The sequence below is a fragment of the Devosia sp. genome (assembly GCF_036563435.1).
Taxonomy (GTDB): Bacteria; Pseudomonadota; Alphaproteobacteria; order Rhizobiales; family Devosiaceae; genus Devosia.
In genome coordinates this window covers 155538-176827 of sequence record NZ_DATCMJ010000019.1, presented here as the reverse complement: position 1 = coordinate 176827, position 21290 = coordinate 155538, and the positions used below count along the sequence as shown (strand labels likewise).

Below are 21290 nucleotides of genomic sequence, written 5' to 3'. Positions count from 1 at the left end.
GGGCACAGTGTTTCCCACAAGCCTAGGGCGTGCGGGCGTTGATATCCACCTTGGCGAGCTTGAGGTGCTCGGCAGGGCGATAGGTAAAGGTGATCGTGTGCTGACCCGCGCTCAGTTCGCGCTCTCCGCCGGACCAGGCCTCGCCATCCACTTCGATCTGGCCGTAGCGGTCGCCGAGGCGCAGCACGCCCTTCGTGCCGCCAGGCACTTCGATCTCGTAGCGGACGCGATCGCCCTCTACGGTCCAGGCGGCCCTGATCGTGCCGCGTGGCGAGTCATGGTGCGCCGCCACGGGCGACAGTTCGGGAATGATCGTCGGTTCGAAGATGATGGTTTCGAAACCCGGACGGTTTTCGTCCGGACGGAAACCCGCCACGCCTTCCAGCAGCCACTGGCACACGGCGCCATAGGCATAGTGGTTGTAGCTGTTCATCTGGGGATTATAGATCGAGCCATCTGGCTGGATAGCGTCCCAGCGTTCCCAGATCGTGGTGGCGCCCATCTTCACCTGATAGAGCCAGCCGGGCACGTTCTCCTGAAGGAAGACGTCAGCGGCAATACCGGGCTCGCCGATCTTGACCAGTGCGGGAAGCAGGGCCGGCGTTCCGATGAAGCCGGTGCCGATGCGCCCCTCGGCCCGCAGGATGGTCGCCTTGAAGTAGTGCTTGGCGGCCTCGCGCTTCTCCTCGGGAATAAGGTCGTGGAGGAAAGCCAGGGCGTAGGAGGTCTGGTCGTCATAGGCCAGGCGCCCCGACTGGGTGACGAATTCCCAGGCGAACGCCGCCTTGACCTCGGCCGCCATTGTCTCGAGCCGCTTTGCCGTGGCCTCGTCGCCGACGATCCCGGCAATGCGGGAGACAAGCTTGGACGTCACATAAAGGTAGATCGTTGCTGCCGCCTCGTCGCCGATGGTGGGCAGGGGCTTGGCCGAGGGGCCGCTTGGCTGCAGCCAGTCGCCAAAGGAGAAACCGCGTGCGCCCCACTGCCGCGGGGGTGACACGATGGGGCCATCGCTGATCGACCACACGAAATCCACCCAGCGGATCATGGCGGGCAGCGCTTCCTTGAGGAAGGCCGTGTCGTTGTAGTGGAGATAGAGCTGCCACGGCACGACCGCGACGGCATCGCCCCAGCCAGTCGAGCCGTAGAAGCCCGGATAGTGTTCGGGTTGCAAGCGGGTCGGATCGGGCACCACATGCGGCACCGCGCCGTCTTCCCGCTGGTCGACCATCAGGTCGCGCATCCACTTGCGGAAGAAGCCCTGCACCTCACCCAGATACATGGCGGTGCCGGCAAAAACCTGAGCGTCGCCGGTCCAGCCCAGGCGCTCGTCGCGCTGCGGGCAATCGGTCGGTACTTCTATGAAATTGCCGCGCTGCGACCAGAGCGTGTTCAGCACCAGGCGATTGACCAGCGCATTGCCTGAGGTGAAGCTCGCCTTGGCCTCGGCAACCGAGCTGATCGGCACCGAAACGATGCTGAGCAGTTCCGCATCGCCCTCGATGCGCACCCGCACGTAGCGGAAGCCCTGGAAGGTGAAGTGCGGCCGGTAGCTCTCTGTGCCGGAGCCCGACAAGACATATTCGAGGCGCGCCTCGGCGGTGCGGAAGTTGCCGTTATAGAACTGGCCGTCATTGTCGAGCACTTCGGCATGCTCGACATGAACAGTCGCACCGCCCTGGCCGCGAACTTCGAAAGCGACATAGCCGCCGATATTCTGGCCGAAGTCGTAGACCGTGCGGCCTGCGTCGTCGGTCCACTGCTTGACGGGTGACAACGGCGCAAGCTCGCGCACCGGCGTCGTCTCATGGGCGACGAGGCGGCCGGCGTCGAAGGCGACGGCATCGACGCCTCCCGAGAGCTTGGGCGCCATGCGGGCATCGAAGATTTCGCCGAAATAGATGCCGGACTTGCGGATCGGGAGCTCGCCACCTTCCCAGCTCGCATCGGTCTTCAGCAGCACGGCGCCGCCGTCAGGGCCGGCCTGCAGCTCGGCGATGGCCGCGATCTTGTCGCCCCACACATTGAACAGGGGCGCTGCGCCCCACATCATCTGCGAACGCATCCAGCCATCGGCGAGCCAGATTTCGATGCGGTTTTCCCCAACCTGCAGCAGGTCACCGACCTGGTAGGTCTGATAGCTCAGCCGCACGTCATAGCTGGTCCAGCCGGGCGTCAGCAGGTCATTGCCCACACGCTTGCCATTGATGAAGGCGCGATAAAGGCCGAGCGCGCTAATGCGCAGCTGCTCAGATCCGCCAACACGATCGAGGGTGAAGCTCTTGGCCACAAAGCTCGCAGGCGTACCAACGCCAGCGTCAGCCAAGGGACGGATCATCTGGGCTGTCCAGCTATGCTGGACTGCCTCGCTTGCGGAAATATTGAGCGCCAGTGCGTCGTTCACGCCATGCCTCCCTGTCGCCATCGCGATCTTGTAGAATGTTCTACGTGCATCGTTCTACAGATTAGCGCTTTTGACAAGGCCTAATTTGCGGCTATTGCTGCACTCAATAACCGCAGGGCCGCGCCCTCACGAAAGCTCGACTGATCATGGCCACCGATGGTGAAAAGAAAAACAGCCGCGTGACCATCCGGGAAGTGGCCGAGGATGCTGGCGTCTCCGTCGCCGCTGTTTCCAAAGTCTTGCGCGATGCCTACGGGGTGTCGGAGTCTCTACAGGCAAAAGTTCGCGCGTCGATGGACCGTCTGGGTTATCGCCCCCTTGCGGCTGCACGCGGGATGCGTGGGCAGACCTACACTCTGGGCCTTGTGCTGCCCGACCTGCGCAACCCGTTCTTTGCCGACATCATGGTGGGGGTCAACAATGCCCTCGAGCGCACGCAGTATCGGGCGCTGATTGGCATCAGCGAGTCATCCGTGCAGACGGAAATGGCCATCGTCGAGTCCATGATGGACCGGCAGATGGACGGCATCATCCTGATCGGCTCGACCGAGGATCGCGGCAATCACGAAAAGATCGCGGCCCTTAAGCCGCTCGTGACCATCGGCCACCACGATCCGACCGCACAGAGCTTCGACACCGTCAACAACAACGACCAGCAGGGCGCCATGCTCGTGGTCAAGCACCTGGTGGCAAGTGACTACCAGAACATCGCCATGCTCAGCCTGCTGAGCGGGACATCCACCATCATCGCGGAGCGGGAACTGGGCTATCGGCGCGGCATGATGGAAGCCGGACTGGGCAAACACATCAATGTCGTGCAAACGTCGCAAACACTGCGTGACGTGCAAGTCGCGACGCGCCGCCTCCTCGAGGGACCGCAGCGGCCGGACGCCATCTTCTGCTGGACGGACTTCATCGCGCTCGAAGTCATCAGCATCGCCACAGACATGGGTCTCGTGATCCCCGGGGACGTCGGCATCGTCGGTTATGACAACACCATGTATTGCGACTTTGCGCAGAACAGCCTTTCCAGCATTGACCAGTCGGGAGAGCTGCTCGGCCTGCAGGCGGCGCGGCTGCTGACCGAGCGCATCAAGGGGCGTGCCCAGGCCGAGCATTTCGTCGTCACGCCACGCCTCGTCGCCCGGCGCAGCACCGAGCGGCGCAAGCAGAGCTAGTCGCGGCGCGGCAGCTCGCCCGTGCTCCGGCCCCAGCGGACGATGCAGTCGACCACGTGCTGGATGGGCTCATCGCCCGGGCTGCGCTCGATGATCTCGGCCAGCGCCACGCTGACCGAGCCCTCGGGCGGCATGATGGTCGTGATCGAATGGGCATCCCAGGCCGCCAGCGCCACCCCGTCATGGCCGACAATGGCTAAATCGTCGGGAACGGTTATGCTCAGCAAAGCCGCCGCATCCTTGACACCGACGGCCATCAGGTCATTGGCGCAGACAATGACATCGGGCCGGCTCCGCCGCAGCAGCAGCACGGCTTCCTTGTAGCCCGACTCATAGGAATAATCGCCATGCTCCACTACGTCGAAAGCCAGGTCATGCGCCTCAAGCGCCGCGGCGAACCAGGCCATGCGCTGCTTGTCGATATGGCTGGACGAGCGGCCTGAAAGATAAACAAAGTGCCGGCGGCCATTGGCCACCAGCCTGTCGACCACCTCGGCCGTAGCCCGATTCGCATCGAGCCGCACGTCCGAGACAGGTCGCCCTTGGAGCGGCTCGGAAGACGCCACCACCAGTTCAGCCGAGCGGAAGATATCGACGGCGTCGTCGATCGAAACCGCGTCGGAATACAGCACGACATGATCGACCTGATAGGTCGAGGCGATCCGCATCAGCTGGCTGCGATCTTCGTGGTTGGCGCAGCACAGCAGCAGCGGCATGCGCTCGCGTGCCTGGAGGCGATGGATCAGCTGATCCAGCCCCTCCCCCTCGGCGGGATTGGCCACCGTATTGACCACCAGCGCCACCAGCCGCGACTGGCTGTTGTTGAGCGAGCGCGCCATGGCATTGGGCCGGAACCCATGCTCGTCCGCCAACGCCAGGATGCGGCTGCGCGTTTCGGGCTTGATGGCCGAGTCGGGGGAGAAGGCGCGGGAAATCGTGGCGGACGAGACCCCGGCGAGCCGCGCCAGTTCCACCGATGTCAGTCCCTTGCGTCGCACGCCGTCCGTCTTCCCTGCCCCGCTCTGGGGCCCCGTCACCCTATCGCAATCGGTTCGCCGTCGCGAGAGGCCGAGGCCTTGATGGCGTCCCAAAGCCGGGCAAAGCGCAAGCCATTGGCCACGGTCGACGGATTGTCGAGCCGCCCGTCCCGCACCGCCTGGAAGGTCTGCATGGGCGTGTCACGGATTTCGCTGGTCTCCCGCGGCTCGGCAACACCGTCGATCGCCACTTCCCGCCACTGCCCCCAGGCATCGATGCGCACGATGGCTTTCGAGTAAAAGAAGGTGATCGCCGAAGCACAGCCCGGCGGGCCTTCGCCGGCGGCATTGAAGGTCACCAGCGCGCCATTGCTGAGCCGCGCCGCCACCGCCGTCACCAGATCCACCTGCAGGCCGCGATTGTTGGTGAAGGCCGAAAGGCGCTCGAACTCGGCATCTGCCAGGACGCAGACCGTGTTCATCATATGCGCGCCGGTATCGAACATGAAGCCGCCACCCGAGATGGCCGGGTTCTGCTTCCACTGCCCCGCATAGCTGTCGCGCCAGCCTTCCCAGATAGAAGCATTGACGCTGATGAGGTCGCCGAAGTCACCCTGGCGCGCCCGCTCCCTGGTGTCGTGCACCAGGGGCGAAAGTCCACCCTGAAACGCGATCACCACCGTGCGCCCGGTCCGGCGCTCCGCCTCCACCAGCGCGAGTGCTTCATCGACGGTGGTCACCATCGGCTTTTCCAGCAGGAGATCGTATCCGGCTTCAATCACAGCCAGCGCGTTGGCGCCATGGAACACATGTGGTGTCGAGACGTAAACCGCATCCATTCGTCCCTGCATCGCCGTGAGCATGGTTTCGGCATCAGGATACTCTGCCGGCCGCGCCGCGCCCGCCGCTTCGCAAGTGTCGGCAAAGCGCTTGCGCGACACTTCGCTGACTTCGGCCGTGGCGACGATGTCGACATCGCTCATCGCGGCCCATCCCTTGGCGTAATCCGCCGCCTTGAGCCCGGCCCCAATCACGCCCAGACGCAACACCATCGCAAAACTCCTCCTGCTTCTGGTGACGTGTACATGACGTTTAAAGCCGCCGTAAACAGGAAAAACAGCCAATAGAGACGCCGCTACGGGTGTTTTCCACCAACCGCAGATTCCATCTTGCGGAGAAAATGTATGCGTGTACATTTCTCGCCGTCACATCAAGGGACCGGCAGTCAATGCGCTGCCAAGGGAGGACATAGTGAATAGATTTGTTGCAGGTGGCCTTGCGGCCATCGCCATGAGCCTGCTCGCCGGCACCGCGCATGCCCAGACGCTGCGCATCGCGCTGCACGGCCAGGCCGGCATCGATGCCTTCACGCCAACAGCGCAGCGCATCGAGGAAACCCTCGGCGTCGACGTCGAGATCGTCGAATATCCCGCGCCCGACAAGGACTACATGACCAAGCTCCTGACCGAGCTTGCCGCCGGCAACGGCCCGGACCTCTTCTCCATTCCCAGCGCCGCCGAAGTGGCCGATATGGTTGCCGCCGGCTACCTGGCGCCCGTTGGCGCCGAGCTGGCCGCCTGGGAGCCCTACAAGGACTTCGTGGATGTCGCCCGGGACTTGGCGGTCAGCCCCGATGGCGAGACCTATGTCATGCCCTATATCCTGGGCATCCAGCAGATCTACTTCCGCCGTGACCTGCTGGAAAAGGCCGGCATCTCCACCGAGCAGCCCAAGAGCTGGGCTGATCTCCTGGCCCGCGCCAAGGAGATCAAGGAAAAGACCGGCGCCTATGGCCTCCTGTTCCCCGCCGGCACCAGCTGGGGCGGCGGCGCCTTCGACGAAGGCTTCTCCCACCTCCTGATCGGCTCCTCGGCGCCGCAGATTGTCACCGAGGACGGCAAGTTCGATCTTTCCAGCAAAGGCGTGCTCGACGTCTTTCAGTTCTACAAGGACCTGATCGATGCCGACCTGATGCCGGTCGATCCCCTGCTCGGCCCCGAGCCCTGGGTCATTCCCAAATACGAGATGTTCCCGAGCGGCGAACTTGCCGCGACCACTTGCGGCTCCTGGTGCTATATCTTCGATTGGGGTCGCGAGAGCCGGAACCCCATCCCCAACGTCACCGAAGTGGTGGGTACCTGGGCGGATCCAGGTCAGGAAAGCGGTGAATTCGTTCTGGCCAATCTCGGCGCACCGTGGGCGGTTAACGCCAAGTCGGCCAATCTCGAGCTGGCCAAGAAGGCGCTGCTCGAGACCGGCTCCATCGAGAACCAGATCGAAACCGCAACCCGCATCGGCAACATCCCGTCCAGCAATGCCGTGCAGTCCGACCCACGCTTCCAGGCGCTGACCGAACTGGTTCCGATCCAGGCTGCCGCCAACAACGGCACCTATCTCAAGCAGGCGACGGGCATGTCGGTTGTGTCCGAGGGCGTGGCGCGTGCCACCGAAGCGCTCCTGCGCAAGGAAACGGACGCCGCCGGTGCCCAGCAGATCCTGATCGATCATGTTCGTCAGACCTTGGGCGACGAAGCCCTGAAATAGGGTCGCTTTCCTCCCGAGCGACACCTGAGACGCGGCCACTCGTGCCGCGTCTCCTTCCCAGATCCCGCACAGGCAGCGATCAATGGCCTTGGACGCATTCCAGAAGCGCAGGGAACGGCAGACGCTGCTGTTGCTGCTGCCCGCGCTGATCCCGCTGGTGATCCTCACCATCTATCCCGCGCTCTATGCGATCTATCTCAGCATGACCAACGAGGCGCTGACCGGCCTTGCGGCAGCAAAGCCGCGTTTCGTCGGCGCGGCCAATTACTTCCGCCTGTTTTCCGACGGACGGTTCTGGAATGCGCTCTTTGTCACCTTCGTCTTCGTGGTCGGCTCGGCCATTATCGGCCAGTTCGTCCTGGGCTTCATCTCGGCAGTGGCGCTGCGCCGCAAGGTGATCGGCAGCCCCATATTCGGCGCCGCCATTCTCCTGCCCAATGCTGCGCCCGAAGTGGTGGCCGGCTTCATGTGGATCTCCATGCTCGCGGGCGGCGATCACGCCACGCTGAGCAAGATCATGATGGCGCTCGGCCTGCCCTGGACCGATTGGCTGCAGACCTTCCCCCTCTTCATGGTGGTCATGGTCAATACCTGGCGCGGCATCGGTACCGCCATGATCCTGCTGACAGCCGGCCTCAGCGCCGTGCCCAGCGAAGTCTATGAGGCCGCGCGCATGGACGGCGCCAATCCGCGCCAGATCTTCACGCGCATCACGCTACCGCTGATGGCGCCGACCATCTTCCTCTACATGCTGATCTCGACGGTCTCGACGATTTCGGTGTTCGGCCTTGTCTATGCACTGACGCGCGGCGGCCCCGGCAATAAGACCGAGGTGATCAGCGTCTATATCTATAACCAGTCGTTCACGGCCTTCCAGATCGGCTATGGCGCTGCCGGTGCCGTGGTGGCGCTGCTGGTGTCGCTGACGCTGGGCATTGCCTATGTGCGCTCACTCAAGGTGGAAGTCTGATGGCCGGCGTTCCCCTCAAGCGGTCTGGCCTCTACACGGCCATGGCCTACCTCACCCTCATTGTCATTTCCATTTTCTGCCTCTTGCCCTTCGTGTGGATGGCGCTGGCATCGGTGGACAGCAATGCCAAGCTCTTCCTCAAGTGGCCCGACAGCATCACCTTCGATCACTACATCAAGGTGTTTGCCGAAGAGAACGGCGTCCGCTGGTTCGCCAATTCGCTCTTTACGGTACTCAGCGCCACCATCCTCGTGATGATCATTTCGGGCCTCGGCGGATATGCGCTGTCGCGCTCCAAGGCCTGGTGGAAGCAGCCCTTCCTTTACGCCATCCTCCTGATCCGCGTCCTGCCGTCCACGGCGCTCCTTGTGCCGCTCTACAAGATCCTGCTCACCGCCAACAACGGCATGGGCAACATGCTGCGTCCGCTGGTCGGGGAAAACTACCGCAGCTTCATGCAGATCTTTGGCTTCATTGACGGCTATCTCGGGCTCATTGTTGTCCTTGCCACCGGCCAACTGCCGCTGGCGCTCTGGATCATGAAGGTCTTCTTCGACGGCGTGCCCAAGGACTATGAAGAGGCAGCGATCCTTGATGGCGCAACGCTGGTGCAGCGCATCCGGCGTGTCCTGATCCCCCTGGCGCTGCCGGGCCTGGCAGCCGCCGGCCTCTTCACCTTCATGTCGGCCTGGGGCGATTTCCTCCTGCCGCTGATCCTCCTTTCCTCGCCGGAACTGCAGACCCTACCCATCGGTCTCTTCCGCGCCTTTTTGCGCGTCAACGAGATCGACTACGGCCTGCTGGCGGCCCTCGCCACCATCTATCTCATTCCCGCCGTCATCGCCTTCAGCTTCGCGCGGCGGTTCCTTGTTCAAACCTTCTCCGGCGGCGTCAAAGGCTAAGCAATGACCACTCCCATGATTAAGCTGTCCGGCGTGCGCAAAAGCTTTGGCGCGGTCGAGGTGATCCAAGGCGTCGACATCGAGGTGGAAGACGGCGAATTCACCGTCTTTGTCGGCCCCAGCGGCTGCGGCAAGTCCACGCTCCTGCGCATGATCGCCGGCCTTGAATCCATCGACGGCGGCGACCTCATCCTCAACGGCAAGCGCATCAACGACGTCCCGCCTGACCAGCGCGGGATCGCCATGGTGTTTCAGTCCTATGCGCTCTACCCGCATATGACGGTCGGCCAGAACATCGGCTTCTCCCTCGATCTCAAGAAAGTGCCGAAGGCAGAGATCGCGCGGGAGGTCGGTCGCGTTGCCGAACTGCTGCAGCTTTCCGATCTTCTTGATCGCCGCCCGGCGGAGCTCTCCGGCGGCCAGCGGCAGCGCGTCGCCATCGGCCGCGCCATCATCAAGCGCCCGCGCGTCATCCTGTTCGACGAACCGCTGTCCAACCTCGACGCCGCCCTGCGCGTGCAGATGCGGGCCGAACTGCAGAACCTCCATCAGGAACTGCGCCCAACCATCGTCTATGTGACGCATGATCAGATCGAGGCCATGACCATGGCCACGCGCATCGTCGTGCTCAACAAGGGCAAGGTCGAGCAATGGGACACGCCCATCGCCCTCTACACTGATCCGGTGAATACATTTGTGGCGAGCTTCATCGGCTCGCCGCGCATGAACCTGGTCTCCGGCAGCATCGCCGGTGACACGGCCGGGCAGGTCTTCAAGGCCGATGCCGGCTGGACGGCGCGGCTGGATGGCCATTCGGTCGCCGGCGCCATCGGGCAACGCGCAACGCTTGGCATTCGTCCAGAAGACATCCGGCCAGTGGACGATGTCGCTCAAGCCGATCTCAGCGGTGCCATCGCCATTGTCGAGCGCCTTGGCGCGGAAACCTACCTCAACGTGCGCGACGGTCAGGACACGCTGCTGGTGCGAGCACAGGGAGACCTTGCCCTCAGCCCCGGCGCCCCCGTGCAGCTGGCGCTTAACCACAGTGCCTTTCATCTTTTCGACCAGTCGGGCCGCGTCATCGCCGCCTGACCTCAGCTACGGAGCAGATTGTGACTATCCGCCTCACCATGTGGAATGAAGGCCGCCACGAAAAGAACGACCCGCCGGTCGCCAAGATCTATCCCGACGGCATGGACGGGGCCCTGGCCGCTGGATTCAAGAACCGCGACTTCACCATCGAGCGCCGCACCATCGACGATCCGGAACAGGGACTGACGCAGGAACTGCTCGACCGCACCGATGTGCTGACCTGGTGGGGCCATGTGGCCCATGACGAGGTCAAGGACGAATATATCGATCGCGTGCAGCAGCGCATCCTCGCCGGCATGGGCCTGGTGGTGCTCCATTCGGGCCACCATTCCAAGATGTTCCGCCGCATGATGGGGACCAACTGCAACCTGTCCTGGCGCGAACTGCCCGAAGGCGACCTCGAGCGCGTCTGGGTTACCAATCCCAACCATCCGATCGCCGAGGGCGTGCCGCCCTTCTTCCAAATCCCCCAGTCAGAGATGTATGGCGAGCCCTTCGACATCCCGGCCGCCGACGAGATCATCTTCATGAGCTGGTACAAGGGCGGCGAAGTGTTTCGCTCCGGCCTGACCTTCTACCGTGGCCTCGGCCGCATTTTCTACTTCTCGCCCGGTCACGAAGCCTTTCCGATCTACCACAATCCCATGGTGCAGCACGTTATCGGCAATGGCATCGAATGGGCCATGCGTCCGCACAGCACTGCCCGCAAGCTGGATAACTGGCATCGTAAGGATCCTATCCACCGCTGAACCGGCTACTTGGCCGCTGACATCGCCTCCACGGCGGAGCCAAGATCGCGCTCGAGCAGGGATAACTCGTTGAGCGCGACTTCCACTCCGCGGGCAAGGTCGTCATCGACGACCTTTGCCTCGTCCACCGAGGCCGTGAACGCCTCGCGTTCCGCGACGACGGAACGAAGCGTCCGCTCGGCCGCCGCCAGGTCATCATGGTTGGGCGTACCGGTCTGCCGGACTTCGCTGGCGGCGCCCACGAAATGTGCAGTGTCGGCAGTCCATCCCGCGATGGACTGCCGCACCAGTTCAAAACGCAGCTTGAGTTCGTCGGGAGTCAAGCGCGGGCCCAGCCGTCGGTTTCGTCTGTCGTCGGCAGGCGTCCTTCGGGCGTCAGGCGATTCACGGCCTGCGGCAGGTTGGTGCTGAGGCGCTGCATCAGTTCGCTGCGCGACAGGCCGGTCTGCTGCTGCAGGTGCTCGATCACGTCTTCGCCCAAGGCCGCCTCCAGGTGAGCAGGCTGCACCGGCTTGTTAGGCCCGGTCTGCACCCACGAATCGGCCTCATCGCCATGGCCGGTCTGCTTGAAGCGATCCAGCAAACCACCAAGGCCTTCGTTGATCACGCTGCCGCCCTGGCGGCCACTCAGCATGTCACCAAGACCGCCGAGCATGCCGCCCAAGCCGCCCGCACCCGCTGCACCGGACGTCCCGCCCCTGTTGGCGGACATGTCGCCAAGCATGCGGCCGATCTCGTCCTTGTGCTGAAAACCTTTGACTGCCAACAGGCCCAAAAGGGCAATGCCAGCCGAACCCATGTTCAATCCAGCCATGTGTCGTCTCCTCTTTCACTGGAGGAGAAAGGGCTCGGATCGTCGTTAGTTCCCCACGCAGGCTAGCCGCGATTCACACTTTGGGGAGGGAGTATGGCGCGCCCGAGAATGGCTCCGGCCACCACGCCCGCCGAGCCGCCGACCAGCTTTGCGGCCAGGTCGATGATCCGTCCGTGGCGGCTGGGGGTGATCAGTTGGAGTGCCTCGAGCGAGATGGCGCTGACGAAAATCACTGCCAGGACCAGCACGATGTGCCGCGGATAGGCGGCAGCCAAAAGAAAGCCGCAAAGGGCGAAAGCCATTAGCCGCTCCCACTGCACTGGCAGTGGGGAATGGGGGCGGAACTCGATCGGGGAAAGAGTGGCGAGCAGCACGATGGCAAGCGCAGTCCAGGCAGCAACGCGAAGAATCGTCTTGGCCGGCCGGCGCCACTCGGGGCGTATCTGAAGGCTGAGGTTCATGACAATTCCATAACGGAAACGTCGCGCCCTGCCAAAGCGCAAAGTGCTAACAGTCTGAGCACCAAATGACAGCATTTTAGCCATTAACTGCGTTTGGCCGCAGCCGATGCGGAGGTGCAAAGCCGATGCTAGGTGTTAACCCGTCATTAAGCTTATCCTCCCGAATCCGGGTTGGCGGAGGCGTGCCATGCTGCAAGATAGCATCAGCTACCCCTATCGCGACGCCAGAAGGCGGCGCCGGTATGCCTTTGCCAGTCGCACTGTTCTCGCCTGTGCGCTCTCCGCTATCGAGGGCATTGCCTGCGCCGGCATGCTGGTCATCACGGCCTGGCTCTTCCGCTCCGGCACCCTCGCCTGGACCGATCAGCTCGTCGCAGCGGGCATTGCGGGCCTGGTCTATGCCGTGCTGGCATTCGGGACGAACCGGCAGGCACTGAGCTATCCCGGCATCCCGCGCTACGCTTCGGCAAGGGCTGTCCTGGGCCTGTTGATGTCCGTAGCCACTGCCGATCTTCTGTACCTGGCCTCTCCCGGCGCCTTGGCAAACCAGATGCCGCTGCACTGGGGGGAACTCGCCCTGAGCGCCCTTGTACTTGTGCCCTTGCGGTTGGCGCTTTATCGCCGGCTTTCGGACATGATGTTGGCTGGCCAGTTGCAGATCGAGCGAATCGCCCTGGTTGGCCGGGCTGAAGCCCTGCAGAGCTTCCAGAGCGGCTATCCGGTCTGGCAGCGCGGCGCGCAGGTCGTCGCCATGCAAGCCGTCAGGGAAGGCGCCGAGACCGTTCCTGCGGATTTTGTGCGCACGTGCATAAAGCGGGGCTGCGACTCGGTGCTTTTCGTCGGCGACCCGGCCGATTTGCGCGAAGTTTCGGCAGTTCTGGCGGAATGCAGGCACTATGCCATCAACGTCATGTTTGCGCCCATCGCTGAGGAACTCGGGCGGTTGCCGACCTTGCTGGATATCCTGCCCTTCGGACCCGCTAACTCCGTCCGGGTGCTGAGCAAGCCGCTGGATGACCTCGACCGCTCCGTCAAGCGGCTGTTCGACCTGGCACTCGGAAGTGTGATGCTGGTCGCTCTCCTGCCCCTGCTCCTCATCACCGCGCTTGTGGTGAAGCTGACCAGTTCTGGGCCGGTTTTCTACCGCCAGGAACGCCGCGGCTTCAACGGCGAAGTGTTCTGGATTCTGAAATTCCGCTCGATGTCGGTGCTGGAAGACGGACGCGCCATGACGCCGGCCCGGGCCAATGATCCGCGGATCACCCCGTTCGGCCGGTTCCTGCGCCGGACCAGCATCGACGAGCTTCCGCAATTGCTGAACGTTTTGCGCGGCGACATGAGCCTGGTCGGGCCTCGCCCCCATGCACTCTCGGATGACGCGGCGCTGGCCAAGCGCTTCGCCGTCTATGCCGGCCGCCAGCGGATCAAGCCAGGTATTACCGGCTGGGCGCAGGTGAACGGCTATCGCGGCGATACGTCCACGCGCGAGAGTCTCGAAGGACGTACCCTCCACGACCTCCACTATGTGGACCACTGGTCGCTTGGCTTTGACGTCCGCATCCTGTTTTTGACCGTGTTCTCCCGGCACACCCGGCAGAACGCGCGCTGACCATGTCGCTGAACCATTGACGCGCAGCAGTGTTGTTTCCGCATGGCCGGAGCGACACTGACACTCGAAGAACGCCGCGCACGCAAGGCGCAGCGGCGCATCAAGCAGCGTGAAATCACCATCCTGCGCGCCAGCAAGATGCACAAGGCACGCCTCCTGGCTGAGGAGAGCGGTGTACCGCCGCAAGCATTCGAGCCGCCGGCACTCAACATCGGCTGCTCGGGCTGGTTTTACTGGCACCTCAAGGGCAGTTTCTACCCCACGCAGATGCCGACCAAGGAGTGGTTCGCCCACTATGCCGAGCACTTCAGCACGGTGGAGCTCAACGCCCCATTCTATTCCTGGCCGACCATCAACACCGTCCTTACCTGGCGCAAACAGGCCGAGGGACGGCAGATGATTTATACGGTCAAAGCGTCCGAACTCATCACCCACATCAACAAGTTCGAAGGCACCGAGGGGCTGGTGCAGGACTTCGGCTATATCGCCGATCTGCTGGGTCCGCTCATGGGCTGCTTCCTCTTCCAGCTGCCGCCCAGCGTGCACTATTCGCCCGAGCTGCTGACCGCGATCCTCGCGCAGCTGGACCCGCGGCATCGCAACGTCGTGGAGTTCCGCCACCCCAGCTGGTGGAACGACCAAGTCTACGCAGCTTTCCGTGAAGCGGGAGCTATCTTCTGCTCCTGCAGCGGTCCCCGCCTGCCCGACGAGTTGGTCAAGACAGCCGGGGACATCTACATCCGCTTCCATGGTGTGGAGCGGTGGTATCGCCATGACTATAGCGAGGCGGAGCTGACGGTGTGGGCCGACCGCATTCGGCAAGCCGAGGCCAAGCGCGTCTGGATTTACTTCAACAACGACTTCGACGGCTACGCCATCAAGAACGCCACCATGCTGGCCGAGATGCTCAAGGACTTGGCCTGAGCGCTAATGCCCCCGTCCGGTGGCCGCGAGTTCGTCGCCGAAGCGCCATTCGAGTGCGGTCTTGAGCACCAGCGTCACCAGGGCCAGCAGGGCCAGGAGCGAGGCCAGCGCGAAGGCCGCGGCGCCCTGATATTCGTTGTAGAACATCTCCACCTGCAGCGGCATGGTCGTGGTTTGGCCGCGGATCTTGCCCGAGACGACGGCGACAGCCCCGAACTCGCCCATCGCGCGGGCATTGCAGAGCAGGACGCCGTAGAGCAGGCCCCACTTGATGTTGGGAAGCGTGACGCGCCAAAAGGTCTGCCAGCCGGAAGCGCCGAGGGACAAGGCGGCTTCCTCGTCGCCTGTCCCCTGATCCTGCATCAGCGGGATCAGCTCGCGGGCAACAAAGGGAAAGGTCACGAAAATCGTCGCCAGCACAATCCCGGGCACGGCGAAGAGGATTTCGATGCCGTAAGATTTGAGCCAGGGTCCCAAAAGGCTGCCCGATCCAAACAGCAGCACATAGACGAGGCCCGAGATCACCGGAGAGACCGAAAACGGCAAGTCGATCAGGGTGGTCAGGAACGCCTTTCCCTTGAACTCGAACTTGGCGATCGTCCACGACGCCGCGACGCCGAACACCACGTTGAGCGGCACGGCAATGGCCGCAACCAACAGCGTCAGCCGGATCGCCGACTGCGCATCAGGCTGCTGCAGGGATTGCCAATAGGCGCCGATCCCCTGGCGGAGCGCCTCGGAAAAGACGGCAACCAGCGGCAGGACGATGAAAAGCGCCATGAAGGCTACGCCAAGGAGGATCAGCGCCCAACGGACCGCCAGGGGCTCGCTGGTCGGCGAGGAGCGGCGCACACTAGCTGCCATAGCCATACCTCTTGCGGCTCCACGCCTGGATCAGGTTGATGAGGAAGAGCATGACAAAAGAAATCGCCAGCATCACCGTCGCAATCACGGCAGCGCCGACATAGTTGAACTCCTCAAGCCGGATGACGATCAGCAAAGGGGCGATTTCCGACACAAATGGAATATTGCCGGCAATGAAGATGACCGAGCCATACTCGCCAACTGCTCGCGCAAAGGCGAGGGCGAAGCCGGTCAGGATGGCTGGTGCCAGGCTTGGCAGCAGCACCCGTGAAATCGTCTGGAAGCGATTTGCTCCCAGGGTGGCGGAAGCCTCCTCGACCTCGTGGCTGACTTCTTCGAGGATCGGCTGGATGGTGCGGACGACGAAAGGCAGGCCAATAAAGATCATGGCGATGATGATGCCTATGGGTGTGTAGGCGATGCGCCAGCCCAGCGGCGCCACCAGTTGCCCAACGAAGCCATTGGGTGCGTAGATTGCGGTCAGCGCAATGCCTGCCACGGCAGTGGGCAGGGCAAAGGGCAGATCGACCATGGCGTCGAATATGCGCCGCCCGGGAAAGCGGTAGCGCACCAGCACCCAGGCGATCAGCGTTCCGAACACGACATTGACGCTGGCGGCGACAAGCGCGGTCACGAAGCTGGTGCGCAGGGCCGCGAGCACACGCGGGTCGCTGGCGGCGGCCCAGAAGCCGCCCCAGCCGAGGCCGGACGCTCGCACCACGAGGGCCACGAGCGGAATAAGGATGATCAGCGAGAAGTAAGTCAGGGTAAATCCCAGGGTCAACCCAAACCCGGGAATGACACTGGGCTGGCGAAGGCGCCATCGTGCTGCCATGCTGTCCCCTCTCGCCCAACAGGCACCATCAGGCGTGCCGTTCTCAACGGCCGCAACTCTAGCCAGAAGGTCGACTTACTCAAGCCGACCGCACCGCAACCTTCTGCTGGTTTGTAGAAAAAGCTTCTTGCGGCGGCGATATTGCATGAACAGACTTGCGCCAGTGCTGGGCGCTGAACTTTCGGCGTTCAAGAATGTCCTGTCGCCCAAGCCACTAGACCACCGAATTTTCCGGCAAGGCGTCGCCGTCGTGAGCGCCATCGTCGCAATTAGGCTCGGGTGCCTTGCCGTGAAGATAGCAGGCGTCCTGCTCTAGCCGGCTCAAGGGTACGGCACCGAAATTAACATCGGGCACGCCGCCAAAGAAGCTTGCCTTGGCGGGCGCCTCACCGGCGGCATGACGCCGGAGCTTGCCGGGGTGAAGAATGCCAAAGAAGTGGACCATCTTGCTCTCCCATGGAAAACAAATGACCGGCTCGGATGGAGCCGGCCACTTGGATCACTGCGTCGGACCGGAATAGATCTGGTCGAACACACCGCCGTCGCCAAAGTATTTGGGCTGCGCCTCGCGCCAGCCGCCGAAATCGTCGATGGTAACGAGGTTGAGTTCGCCGAAGCGGGCAATGTCTTCGGCCGCAGCCGCTTCCGGCTTGAACGGACGATAGTAGTTGGCAGCAGCGATCGCCTGCCCTTCATCGGAATAAAGGTAATCGAGATAGGCTTGCGCCACCTCGGTATTTCCCTTGCGCTCGGCATTGCCAACGACAAGCGCAACCGGGGGTTCGGCGAGAATGGAGATCGATGGCGTCACGATATCGAACGCATCGGGGCCCAGTTCCTCCAGGGCGAGATAGGCCTCGTTTTCCCAAGCCAGCAAGACGTCGCCGATGCCGCGCTGCACGAAGGTGGTCGTCGCGCCGCGCGCGCCGGTGTCGAGCACGGGCACATGGCGGAAGAGTTCTGCCACATAGTCCTGCGCCGCGGCCTCATCGCCGCCATTGGCATTGCGCGCCCAGGCCCAGGCGGCGAGGAAGTTCCAGCGGGCACCGCCCGAGGTCTTCGGGTTGGGTGTGATGACCTCGACACTATCGGCAATCAGGTCGTCCCAGTCCTGGATGCCCTTGGGATTGCCCTTGCGCACCAGGAAAACGATGGTCGACGTGTAAGGAGCGTTGTTGTTCTCGAGCGTTCCGCGCCAATCGGCCGGGATCAAGGCCGGGTTGGCGTCGGAGATGGCGTTGATGTCGCTTTCGAGCGCCAGCGTCACCACGTCGGCCTCCAGCCCGTCGATCACGGTGCGGGCCTGGGAGCCGGAGCCGCCATGGGTCACCTGGATGGCCACGCTTTCCCCCTTGGTCTCCTGCCAATGGGCGACGAAGGCTTCGTTGAACTCGCGGTAAAGCTCGCGGGTTGGGTCATAGGAGACATTGATCAGCGTCTTGTCCTGCCCATGGGCAGTGATCGAAAAGCCGACTGCAAGCGACGCAGCAAGAGCGGTGTAGGCAACAAGCTTGGCTGTCCGTTTCATCGGAGCCTCCGGTTAAGCAATGATGAAACACTATCAATCCGGTCGTGATTGGGAAGGCGCCGAATTGCGTGCCGGCCCCGCCGGAGGAGAAAATATTACCTGAAAAAGGCACTCCTGACTGCAAAGGCAGAACATCGTTCCTCGAGAGGAGCCACTAACACGTAAACCACCAGAGCGGCGGCAGCGCCTCTTTCGAGCTGTTTCGAACCAGCGAAGCACCCCGACCTGCTGTGCACGACATGTTTTGAGGCGGTTTCATGACATGCGTCCGGCGCATCACAGCGTCACTTCAGGCAAGGTTGACCCCCTCTTCCGCCCATTCTCAACTCCCCGTTCATCAAAGCCGCCGATGGGCAGGAGGCGTTCGTGCCAAAGATTCTGTACCTGGTTCACAACCTTTCCGATCCATCCGTAGAGCGGCGGGTCAGCATGTTTTTGACCGGCGGCGCCGAGGTTCAGGTGGCGGGCTTTCGCCGCGGCGACGCACCGCCGCCGCGCCTGCCAGTGGAGACGGTTCTCGAACTCGACATTACCCATGACGGCCGCATGGTGCAGCGGCTGGCGGCGGCTGTGGGGGCAGCCTGGCGGGCGCCGGTCTGGGCCAAAACGCTTGCGACGCCTGACATCATCGTGGCGCGCAATCTCGAAATGCTCGGCGTCGCCAACCGGCTCCTGCAGCTTTGGCCGCGCCGGCCACGGCTGGCCTATGAGTGCCTCGATCTCCATCGGCTCATGCTGCGCCAGGATCAGATCGGTCAGGGCATGCGGGCGCTGGAGCAGCGCCTGATGCGGAACGCCGATCTTTTGGTCACCAGTTCACCGGCCTTCCTCCGAAACCACTTCTCCATCCACGGCAGTCCGCCCACGCTACTGGTGGAGAACAAGGTGTTCGCCCCGTCCCTCGCAGAACTTGGGACCAATCCCGCCCTGGTCGAGGCGCCTGACCCGATCAGGGTCGGCTGGTTCGGCGCCCTGCGCTGCCGCAAGTCGCTGGCGGCGCTCGATGCCGTTTCGCGCCAACTCGGCGGACGCATCGAAGTCGAGTTGCGCGGGCGGCCAGCATTGACCGAATTCGACAACTTCCACGGCACTGCCGAGGCTTCGCCGCATCTCCACTATGGCGGCCCCTACCGCTATCCCGACGATCTCGCCACGCTCTATTCACGCGTACACTTCGTGTGGGCGATCGACTTCTTCGAAGAGGGCCTCAACTCGAGCTGGCTGCTGCCCAATCGCCTCTACGAGGGGTGCCTCAACGGCGCCATTCCCATCGCCCTGGCCGGAACCGAAACCGCAGCCTTCATCGAGCGGCTCGGCATCGGCATCGTCGTGCCCGACATCGCGGTGGACACCTTGACAGCCCTCTTTGGGACCATGACCGCCGCCCGGGTCCGGGATCTCGCCGCCGCCGTCGCGCGCCAGGACAAGCGCCTGTTCCGTTGCGAGGAGCAGGAATGCCTCGAACTTGTCCGGCAGCTCGCAGGTCACAGCCCGGTTGCAGCAGAGCTGGAGGCCGCAGCATGAGCGCCCAGACCATCATCATCGTGCCCACGCTCAACGAAGCGCGCCATATCGGCCCCCTCCTCGACACCCTCCTGGTGGAAGCCGAAGCGCTGGACGCCCGCATCATTGTCGCCGATGGCGGCAGCACGGATGGCACGCGGGGCATCGTCGCCCGGCGCGCCGAAGCGGAACCCCGCGTGGTGCTGATGGACAATCCGCAGCGCATCCAGAGCGCCGCCATCAACCTTGCCGTTGGGCAATTCGGCGCCGGCATCGACTACCTTATCCGCATCGACGCCCACGGGGCCTATCCCGCCGACTATTGTCGCCAGTTGGTCGCAGAGGCCGAGGAGCGACAGGTGGGCAGCGTCGTGGTGCCCATGACCACAGTGGGCCATGCAGCATTCCAGCGCGCGGTGGCCACGGCGCAGAACTCGGCCATCGGCACCGGCGGCTCCGCCCACCGCACCGGCAAGAGCAGCGGCCCGGTTGACCATGGCCATCATGCGCTGATGCGGGTCGATGCCTTTCGGGAGGTTGGCGGCTATGACCAGAGCTTCCGCTTCAACGAGGATGCCGAGCTAGATCACCGCCTGCGCCAGGCCGGCCACACGATCTGGCTCACCAGCCGCACCGGCATGACCTACTATCCACGCTCGACCGCCAGGGGCCTGTTCCGGCAGTATTTCGGCTATGGCGGCGGCCGCGCCCGCAACATCTTCAAGCACCGCATGCGCCCACGGCTGCGGCAGATGGCGCCTCTGGCCATCCTGCCGGTCGTCCTGCTGGCCGCGCTGTCGATCTTGCACTGGGGCTTTCTCGTGCCGCTCGCCCTCTGGGGCATCGGCTGCCTTGCCCTGGGCATTCATGCTGCGCGCAAGCACTATCCCGAATATGGCATGCCCATGCTGCTGTCGCCGCTGGTCGGCGTCGCGGCCATGATCATGCATTTCGCCTGGTCGTCCGGCTTCTGGGCCCATGTGGCCCAGCGCCCCTTCCGCCGCGGCACGGTGTAAGCGTCATGGCCAGCATCGACATCTGCATCTGCACCTTTCGCCGCAGCTTCCTGCGCCAGACGCTGGGCTCGATTGCCCTGCTGGATGCCGGCAAACACACCATCCGCGTGGTGATCGCCGACAACGATCATGAACCGAGCGCCCTGGCTTTCGTGGAGGAGATGCGCGCGCAAGTGCCTTTTCCCATCCAGTATGTGCATGCGCCCGCCGCCAATATCTGCGTGGCGCGCAATGCCTGCCTCGATCATGCCGAAGGCGATTTCGTCGCCTTTGTCGACGACGACGAGGTGGTGACACCAGGCTGGCTTACTGCCCTCGTCGACAATGCTGAAGCGAGCGGCGCTGCGGCCGTGCTGGGGCCGGTTCGGGCCATCTATAGGCCCGACGCCCCCAAGTGGATGCGCCACGGGGACTTCCACTCCACCATGCCGGTCTTTGTCGGCGGCGCGATCCGCACCGGCTATACCTGCAATGTGCTGATCCGCTGGAGCCCGCCCTTCCGCTCATTGAGATTTGACCTGGCGCTCGGCCGGTCGGGCGGCGAGGACACGGCCTTTTTCTACCAGCTGACAGCTCTTGGTGGCCGCATAGATTTCGCGCCCGACGCGCTGGTGCAGGAGCCGGTGCCGGCCGAACGGGCCAGCATGGACTGGCTGGTCAGGCGCCGCCTCCGCTTCGGCCAGACCCACGGTATGCTTCTGGCCGGCTCACGAGCCAAGGCCCTGACGCTGGTTGGTGCCAAGATCGGTTTTTGCGGTGCCATGACGGCGCTGACTGCCCTTTCCCCCGTCCAGCGCCGCCGCAACTGGCTGCGCGCCGTCCTCCACATCGGGGTCGCGGGCGGCATCCTGGGTATGCGCCAGGCCGCCCATTACGGACATTCGACGCCTTCCTGAGGCGCTTCTTCTCGGCCCTAGCCG

21 protein-coding genes are annotated in these 21290 nt (G+C 63.5%); 11 read left to right on the top strand and 10 right to left on the bottom strand.

The window, feature by feature from the left end; all coding sequences use genetic code 11:
- Positions 1 to 22: 22 nt before the first annotated feature.
- On the bottom strand, positions 23 to 2338 hold the full coding sequence (locus VIL88_RS17375; RefSeq protein ID WP_331990895.1) for an alpha-L-rhamnosidase: 2316 nt from the start codon (positions 2336 to 2338) through the stop codon (positions 23 to 25).
- Between the two features lie 212 nt (positions 2339 to 2550).
- Here VIL88_RS17375 and VIL88_RS17370 point away from each other — a divergent pair, with 212 nt between their 5' ends.
- On the top strand, positions 2551 to 3582 hold the full coding sequence (locus VIL88_RS17370; protein WP_331990876.1) for a LacI family DNA-binding transcriptional regulator: 1032 nt from the start codon (positions 2551 to 2553) through the stop codon (positions 3580 to 3582).
- Here the strand turns inward: VIL88_RS17370 and VIL88_RS17365 are convergent.
- Positions 3579 to 4580 carry a LacI family DNA-binding transcriptional regulator gene (locus VIL88_RS17365; protein WP_331990875.1) on the bottom strand — a complete coding sequence of 334 codons (1002 nt, stop codon included), beginning with the start codon at positions 4578 to 4580 and terminating at the stop codon, positions 3579 to 3581. The genes VIL88_RS17370 and VIL88_RS17365 overlap by 4 nt on opposite strands.
- Positions 4581 to 4615: 35 nt before the next feature.
- The gene (locus VIL88_RS17360) at positions 4616 to 5611 is read right to left on the bottom strand and encodes a Gfo/Idh/MocA family oxidoreductase (RefSeq protein WP_331990874.1); all 996 of its coding nucleotides are present in this window, start codon (positions 5609 to 5611) and stop codon (positions 4616 to 4618) included.
- A 238-nt stretch (positions 5612 to 5849) separates the two neighbouring features.
- Between VIL88_RS17360 and VIL88_RS17355 the strand changes: the two genes are divergently transcribed.
- The 5 genes from VIL88_RS17355 to VIL88_RS17335 all read left to right on the top strand — a co-directional run bounded on the left by VIL88_RS17355 (position 5850) and on the right by VIL88_RS17335 (position 10816).
- Positions 5850 to 7103 carry an ABC transporter substrate-binding protein gene (locus VIL88_RS17355; RefSeq protein WP_414650164.1) on the top strand — a complete coding sequence of 418 codons (1254 nt, stop codon included), beginning with the start codon at positions 5850 to 5852 and terminating at the stop codon, positions 7101 to 7103.
- An 82-nt stretch (positions 7104 to 7185) separates the two neighbouring features.
- Positions 7186 to 8073 (top strand): sugar ABC transporter permease, encoded by an 888-nt coding sequence (locus VIL88_RS17350; RefSeq protein ID WP_331990872.1) that lies wholly within the window; start codon positions 7186 to 7188, stop codon positions 8071 to 8073.
- A complete protein-coding gene (locus VIL88_RS17345) occupies positions 8073 to 8975 on the top strand; it encodes a carbohydrate ABC transporter permease (RefSeq protein ID WP_331990871.1) in 903 nt (300 codons plus the stop codon). Before VIL88_RS17350 ends, VIL88_RS17345 begins: the two co-directional genes overlap by 1 nt.
- Positions 8976 to 8990: 15 nt before the next feature.
- Entirely contained in the window at positions 8991 to 10067 is a 1077-nt protein-coding gene (locus VIL88_RS17340) for a sn-glycerol-3-phosphate ABC transporter ATP-binding protein UgpC (RefSeq protein WP_331990870.1), read from the top strand.
- 20 nt (positions 10068 to 10087) lie between these two features.
- Positions 10088 to 10816, top strand: coding sequence for a ThuA domain-containing protein (locus VIL88_RS17335; protein ID WP_331990869.1), 729 nt, complete (start codon positions 10088 to 10090; stop codon positions 10814 to 10816).
- Between the two features lie 5 nt (positions 10817 to 10821).
- Here the strand turns inward: VIL88_RS17335 and VIL88_RS17330 are convergent, their stop codons facing one another.
- The 3 genes from VIL88_RS17330 to VIL88_RS17320 form a co-directional block, all read right to left on the bottom strand.
- Entirely contained in the window at positions 10822 to 11139 is a 318-nt protein-coding gene (locus tag VIL88_RS17330) for a hypothetical protein (RefSeq protein ID WP_331990868.1), read from the bottom strand.
- On the bottom strand, positions 11136 to 11630 hold the full coding sequence (locus VIL88_RS17325; RefSeq protein ID WP_331990867.1) for a YidB family protein: 495 nt from the start codon (positions 11628 to 11630) through the stop codon (positions 11136 to 11138). The genes VIL88_RS17330 and VIL88_RS17325 overlap by 4 nt, the downstream gene beginning before the upstream one ends.
- Before the next feature lie 62 nt (positions 11631 to 11692).
- Positions 11693 to 12091 (bottom strand): VanZ family protein, encoded by a 399-nt coding sequence (locus tag VIL88_RS17320; RefSeq protein ID WP_331990866.1) that lies wholly within the window; start codon positions 12089 to 12091, stop codon positions 11693 to 11695.
- A 187-nt stretch (positions 12092 to 12278) separates the two neighbouring features.
- On the opposite strand from VIL88_RS17320, the gene VIL88_RS17315 reads away from it, so the two are divergent.
- Both VIL88_RS17315 and VIL88_RS17310 read left to right on the top strand, forming a co-directional pair.
- Positions 12279 to 13700: an exopolysaccharide biosynthesis polyprenyl glycosylphosphotransferase gene (locus VIL88_RS17315; protein ID WP_331990865.1), complete on the top strand. Its 1422-nt coding sequence runs from the start codon at positions 12279 to 12281 to the stop codon at positions 13698 to 13700.
- 42 nt (positions 13701 to 13742) lie between these two features.
- Positions 13743 to 14624, top strand: coding sequence for a DUF72 domain-containing protein (locus tag VIL88_RS17310; RefSeq protein WP_331990864.1), 882 nt, complete (start codon positions 13743 to 13745; stop codon positions 14622 to 14624).
- 3 nt (positions 14625 to 14627) lie between these two features.
- Here VIL88_RS17310 and cysW read toward each other — a convergent pair whose 3' ends face one another.
- From cysW to VIL88_RS17290, 4 genes are all read right to left on the bottom strand, one after another.
- A complete protein-coding gene (gene cysW, locus VIL88_RS17305; RefSeq protein ID WP_414650161.1) occupies positions 14628 to 15494 on the bottom strand; it encodes a sulfate ABC transporter permease subunit CysW in 867 nt (288 codons plus the stop codon).
- Entirely contained in the window at positions 15478 to 16323 is an 846-nt protein-coding gene (cysT, locus tag VIL88_RS17300) for a sulfate ABC transporter permease subunit CysT (protein ID WP_331990862.1), read from the bottom strand. The genes cysW and cysT overlap by 17 nt, the downstream gene beginning before the upstream one ends.
- Positions 16324 to 16537: 214 nt before the next feature.
- Positions 16538 to 16768, bottom strand: coding sequence for a hypothetical protein (locus VIL88_RS17295; protein WP_331990861.1), 231 nt, complete (start codon positions 16766 to 16768; stop codon positions 16538 to 16540).
- Positions 16769 to 16822: 54 nt separating this feature from the next.
- Positions 16823 to 17851: a sulfate ABC transporter substrate-binding protein gene (locus tag VIL88_RS17290; RefSeq protein ID WP_331990860.1), complete on the bottom strand. Its 1029-nt coding sequence runs from the start codon at positions 17849 to 17851 to the stop codon at positions 16823 to 16825.
- Positions 17852 to 18217: 366 nt separating this feature from the next.
- Between VIL88_RS17290 and VIL88_RS17285 the strand changes: the two genes are divergently transcribed.
- Genes VIL88_RS17285 through VIL88_RS17275 form a run of 3 tightly spaced genes read left to right on the top strand, consistent with a single transcriptional unit; the run spans position 18218 to position 21266 of the window.
- Positions 18218 to 19375: a glycosyl transferase family 1 gene (locus VIL88_RS17285; protein ID WP_331990859.1), complete on the top strand. Its 1158-nt coding sequence runs from the start codon at positions 18218 to 18220 to the stop codon at positions 19373 to 19375.
- Positions 19372 to 20370, top strand: coding sequence for a glycosyltransferase family 2 protein (locus VIL88_RS17280; protein WP_331990858.1), 999 nt, complete (start codon positions 19372 to 19374; stop codon positions 20368 to 20370). The genes VIL88_RS17285 and VIL88_RS17280 overlap by 4 nt, the downstream gene beginning before the upstream one ends.
- 5 nt (positions 20371 to 20375) lie before the next feature.
- Positions 20376 to 21266: a glycosyltransferase family 2 protein gene (locus VIL88_RS17275; protein WP_331990857.1), complete on the top strand. Its 891-nt coding sequence runs from the start codon at positions 20376 to 20378 to the stop codon at positions 21264 to 21266.
- Positions 21267 to 21290 lie beyond the last annotated feature (24 nt).

Bases quoted from the DNA above. Each gene is read 5' to 3' on its own strand.
- VIL88_RS17325 (WP_331990867.1), bottom strand. From the start codon at position 11,630: ATGGCTGGATTGAACATGGGTTCGGCTGGCATTGCCCTTTTGGGCCTG.
- VIL88_RS17360 (WP_331990874.1), bottom strand. From the start codon at position 5,611: ATGGTGTTGCGTCTGGGCGTGATTGGGGCCGGGCTCAAGGCGGCGGAT.
- cysT (WP_331990862.1), bottom strand. From the start codon at position 16,323: ATGGCAGCACGATGGCGCCTTCGCCAGCCCAGTGTCATTCCCGGGTTT.
- cysW (WP_414650161.1), bottom strand. From the start codon at position 15,494: ATGGCTATGGCAGCTAGTGTGCGCCGCTCCTCGCCGACCAGCGAGCCC.
- VIL88_RS17320 (WP_331990866.1), bottom strand. From the start codon at position 12,091: ATGAACCTCAGCCTTCAGATACGCCCCGAGTGGCGCCGGCCGGCCAAG.
- VIL88_RS17295 (WP_331990861.1), bottom strand. From the start codon at position 16,768: ATGGTCCACTTCTTTGGCATTCTTCACCCCGGCAAGCTCCGGCGTCAT.
- VIL88_RS17275 (WP_331990857.1), top strand. From the start codon at position 20,376: ATGGCCAGCATCGACATCTGCATCTGCACCTTTCGCCGCAGCTTCCTG.
- VIL88_RS17290 (WP_331990860.1), bottom strand. From the start codon at position 17,851: ATGAAACGGACAGCCAAGCTTGTTGCCTACACCGCTCTTGCTGCGTCG.
- VIL88_RS17340 (WP_331990870.1), top strand. From the start codon at position 8,991: ATGATTAAGCTGTCCGGCGTGCGCAAAAGCTTTGGCGCGGTCGAGGTG.
- VIL88_RS17375 (WP_331990895.1), bottom strand. From the start codon at position 2,338: ATGATCCGTCCCTTGGCTGACGCTGGCGTTGGTACGCCTGCGAGCTTT.
- VIL88_RS17280 (WP_331990858.1), top strand. From the start codon at position 19,372: ATGAGCGCCCAGACCATCATCATCGTGCCCACGCTCAACGAAGCGCGC.
- VIL88_RS17370 (WP_331990876.1), top strand. From the start codon at position 2,551: ATGGCCACCGATGGTGAAAAGAAAAACAGCCGCGTGACCATCCGGGAA.
- VIL88_RS17310 (WP_331990864.1), top strand. From the start codon at position 13,743: ATGGCCGGAGCGACACTGACACTCGAAGAACGCCGCGCACGCAAGGCG.
- VIL88_RS17355 (WP_414650164.1), top strand. From the start codon at position 5,850: ATGAGCCTGCTCGCCGGCACCGCGCATGCCCAGACGCTGCGCATCGCG.
- VIL88_RS17315 (WP_331990865.1), top strand. From the start codon at position 12,279: ATGCTGCAAGATAGCATCAGCTACCCCTATCGCGACGCCAGAAGGCGG.
- VIL88_RS17345 (WP_331990871.1), top strand. From the start codon at position 8,073: ATGGCCGGCGTTCCCCTCAAGCGGTCTGGCCTCTACACGGCCATGGCC.
- VIL88_RS17350 (WP_331990872.1), top strand. From the start codon at position 7,186: ATGGCCTTGGACGCATTCCAGAAGCGCAGGGAACGGCAGACGCTGCTG.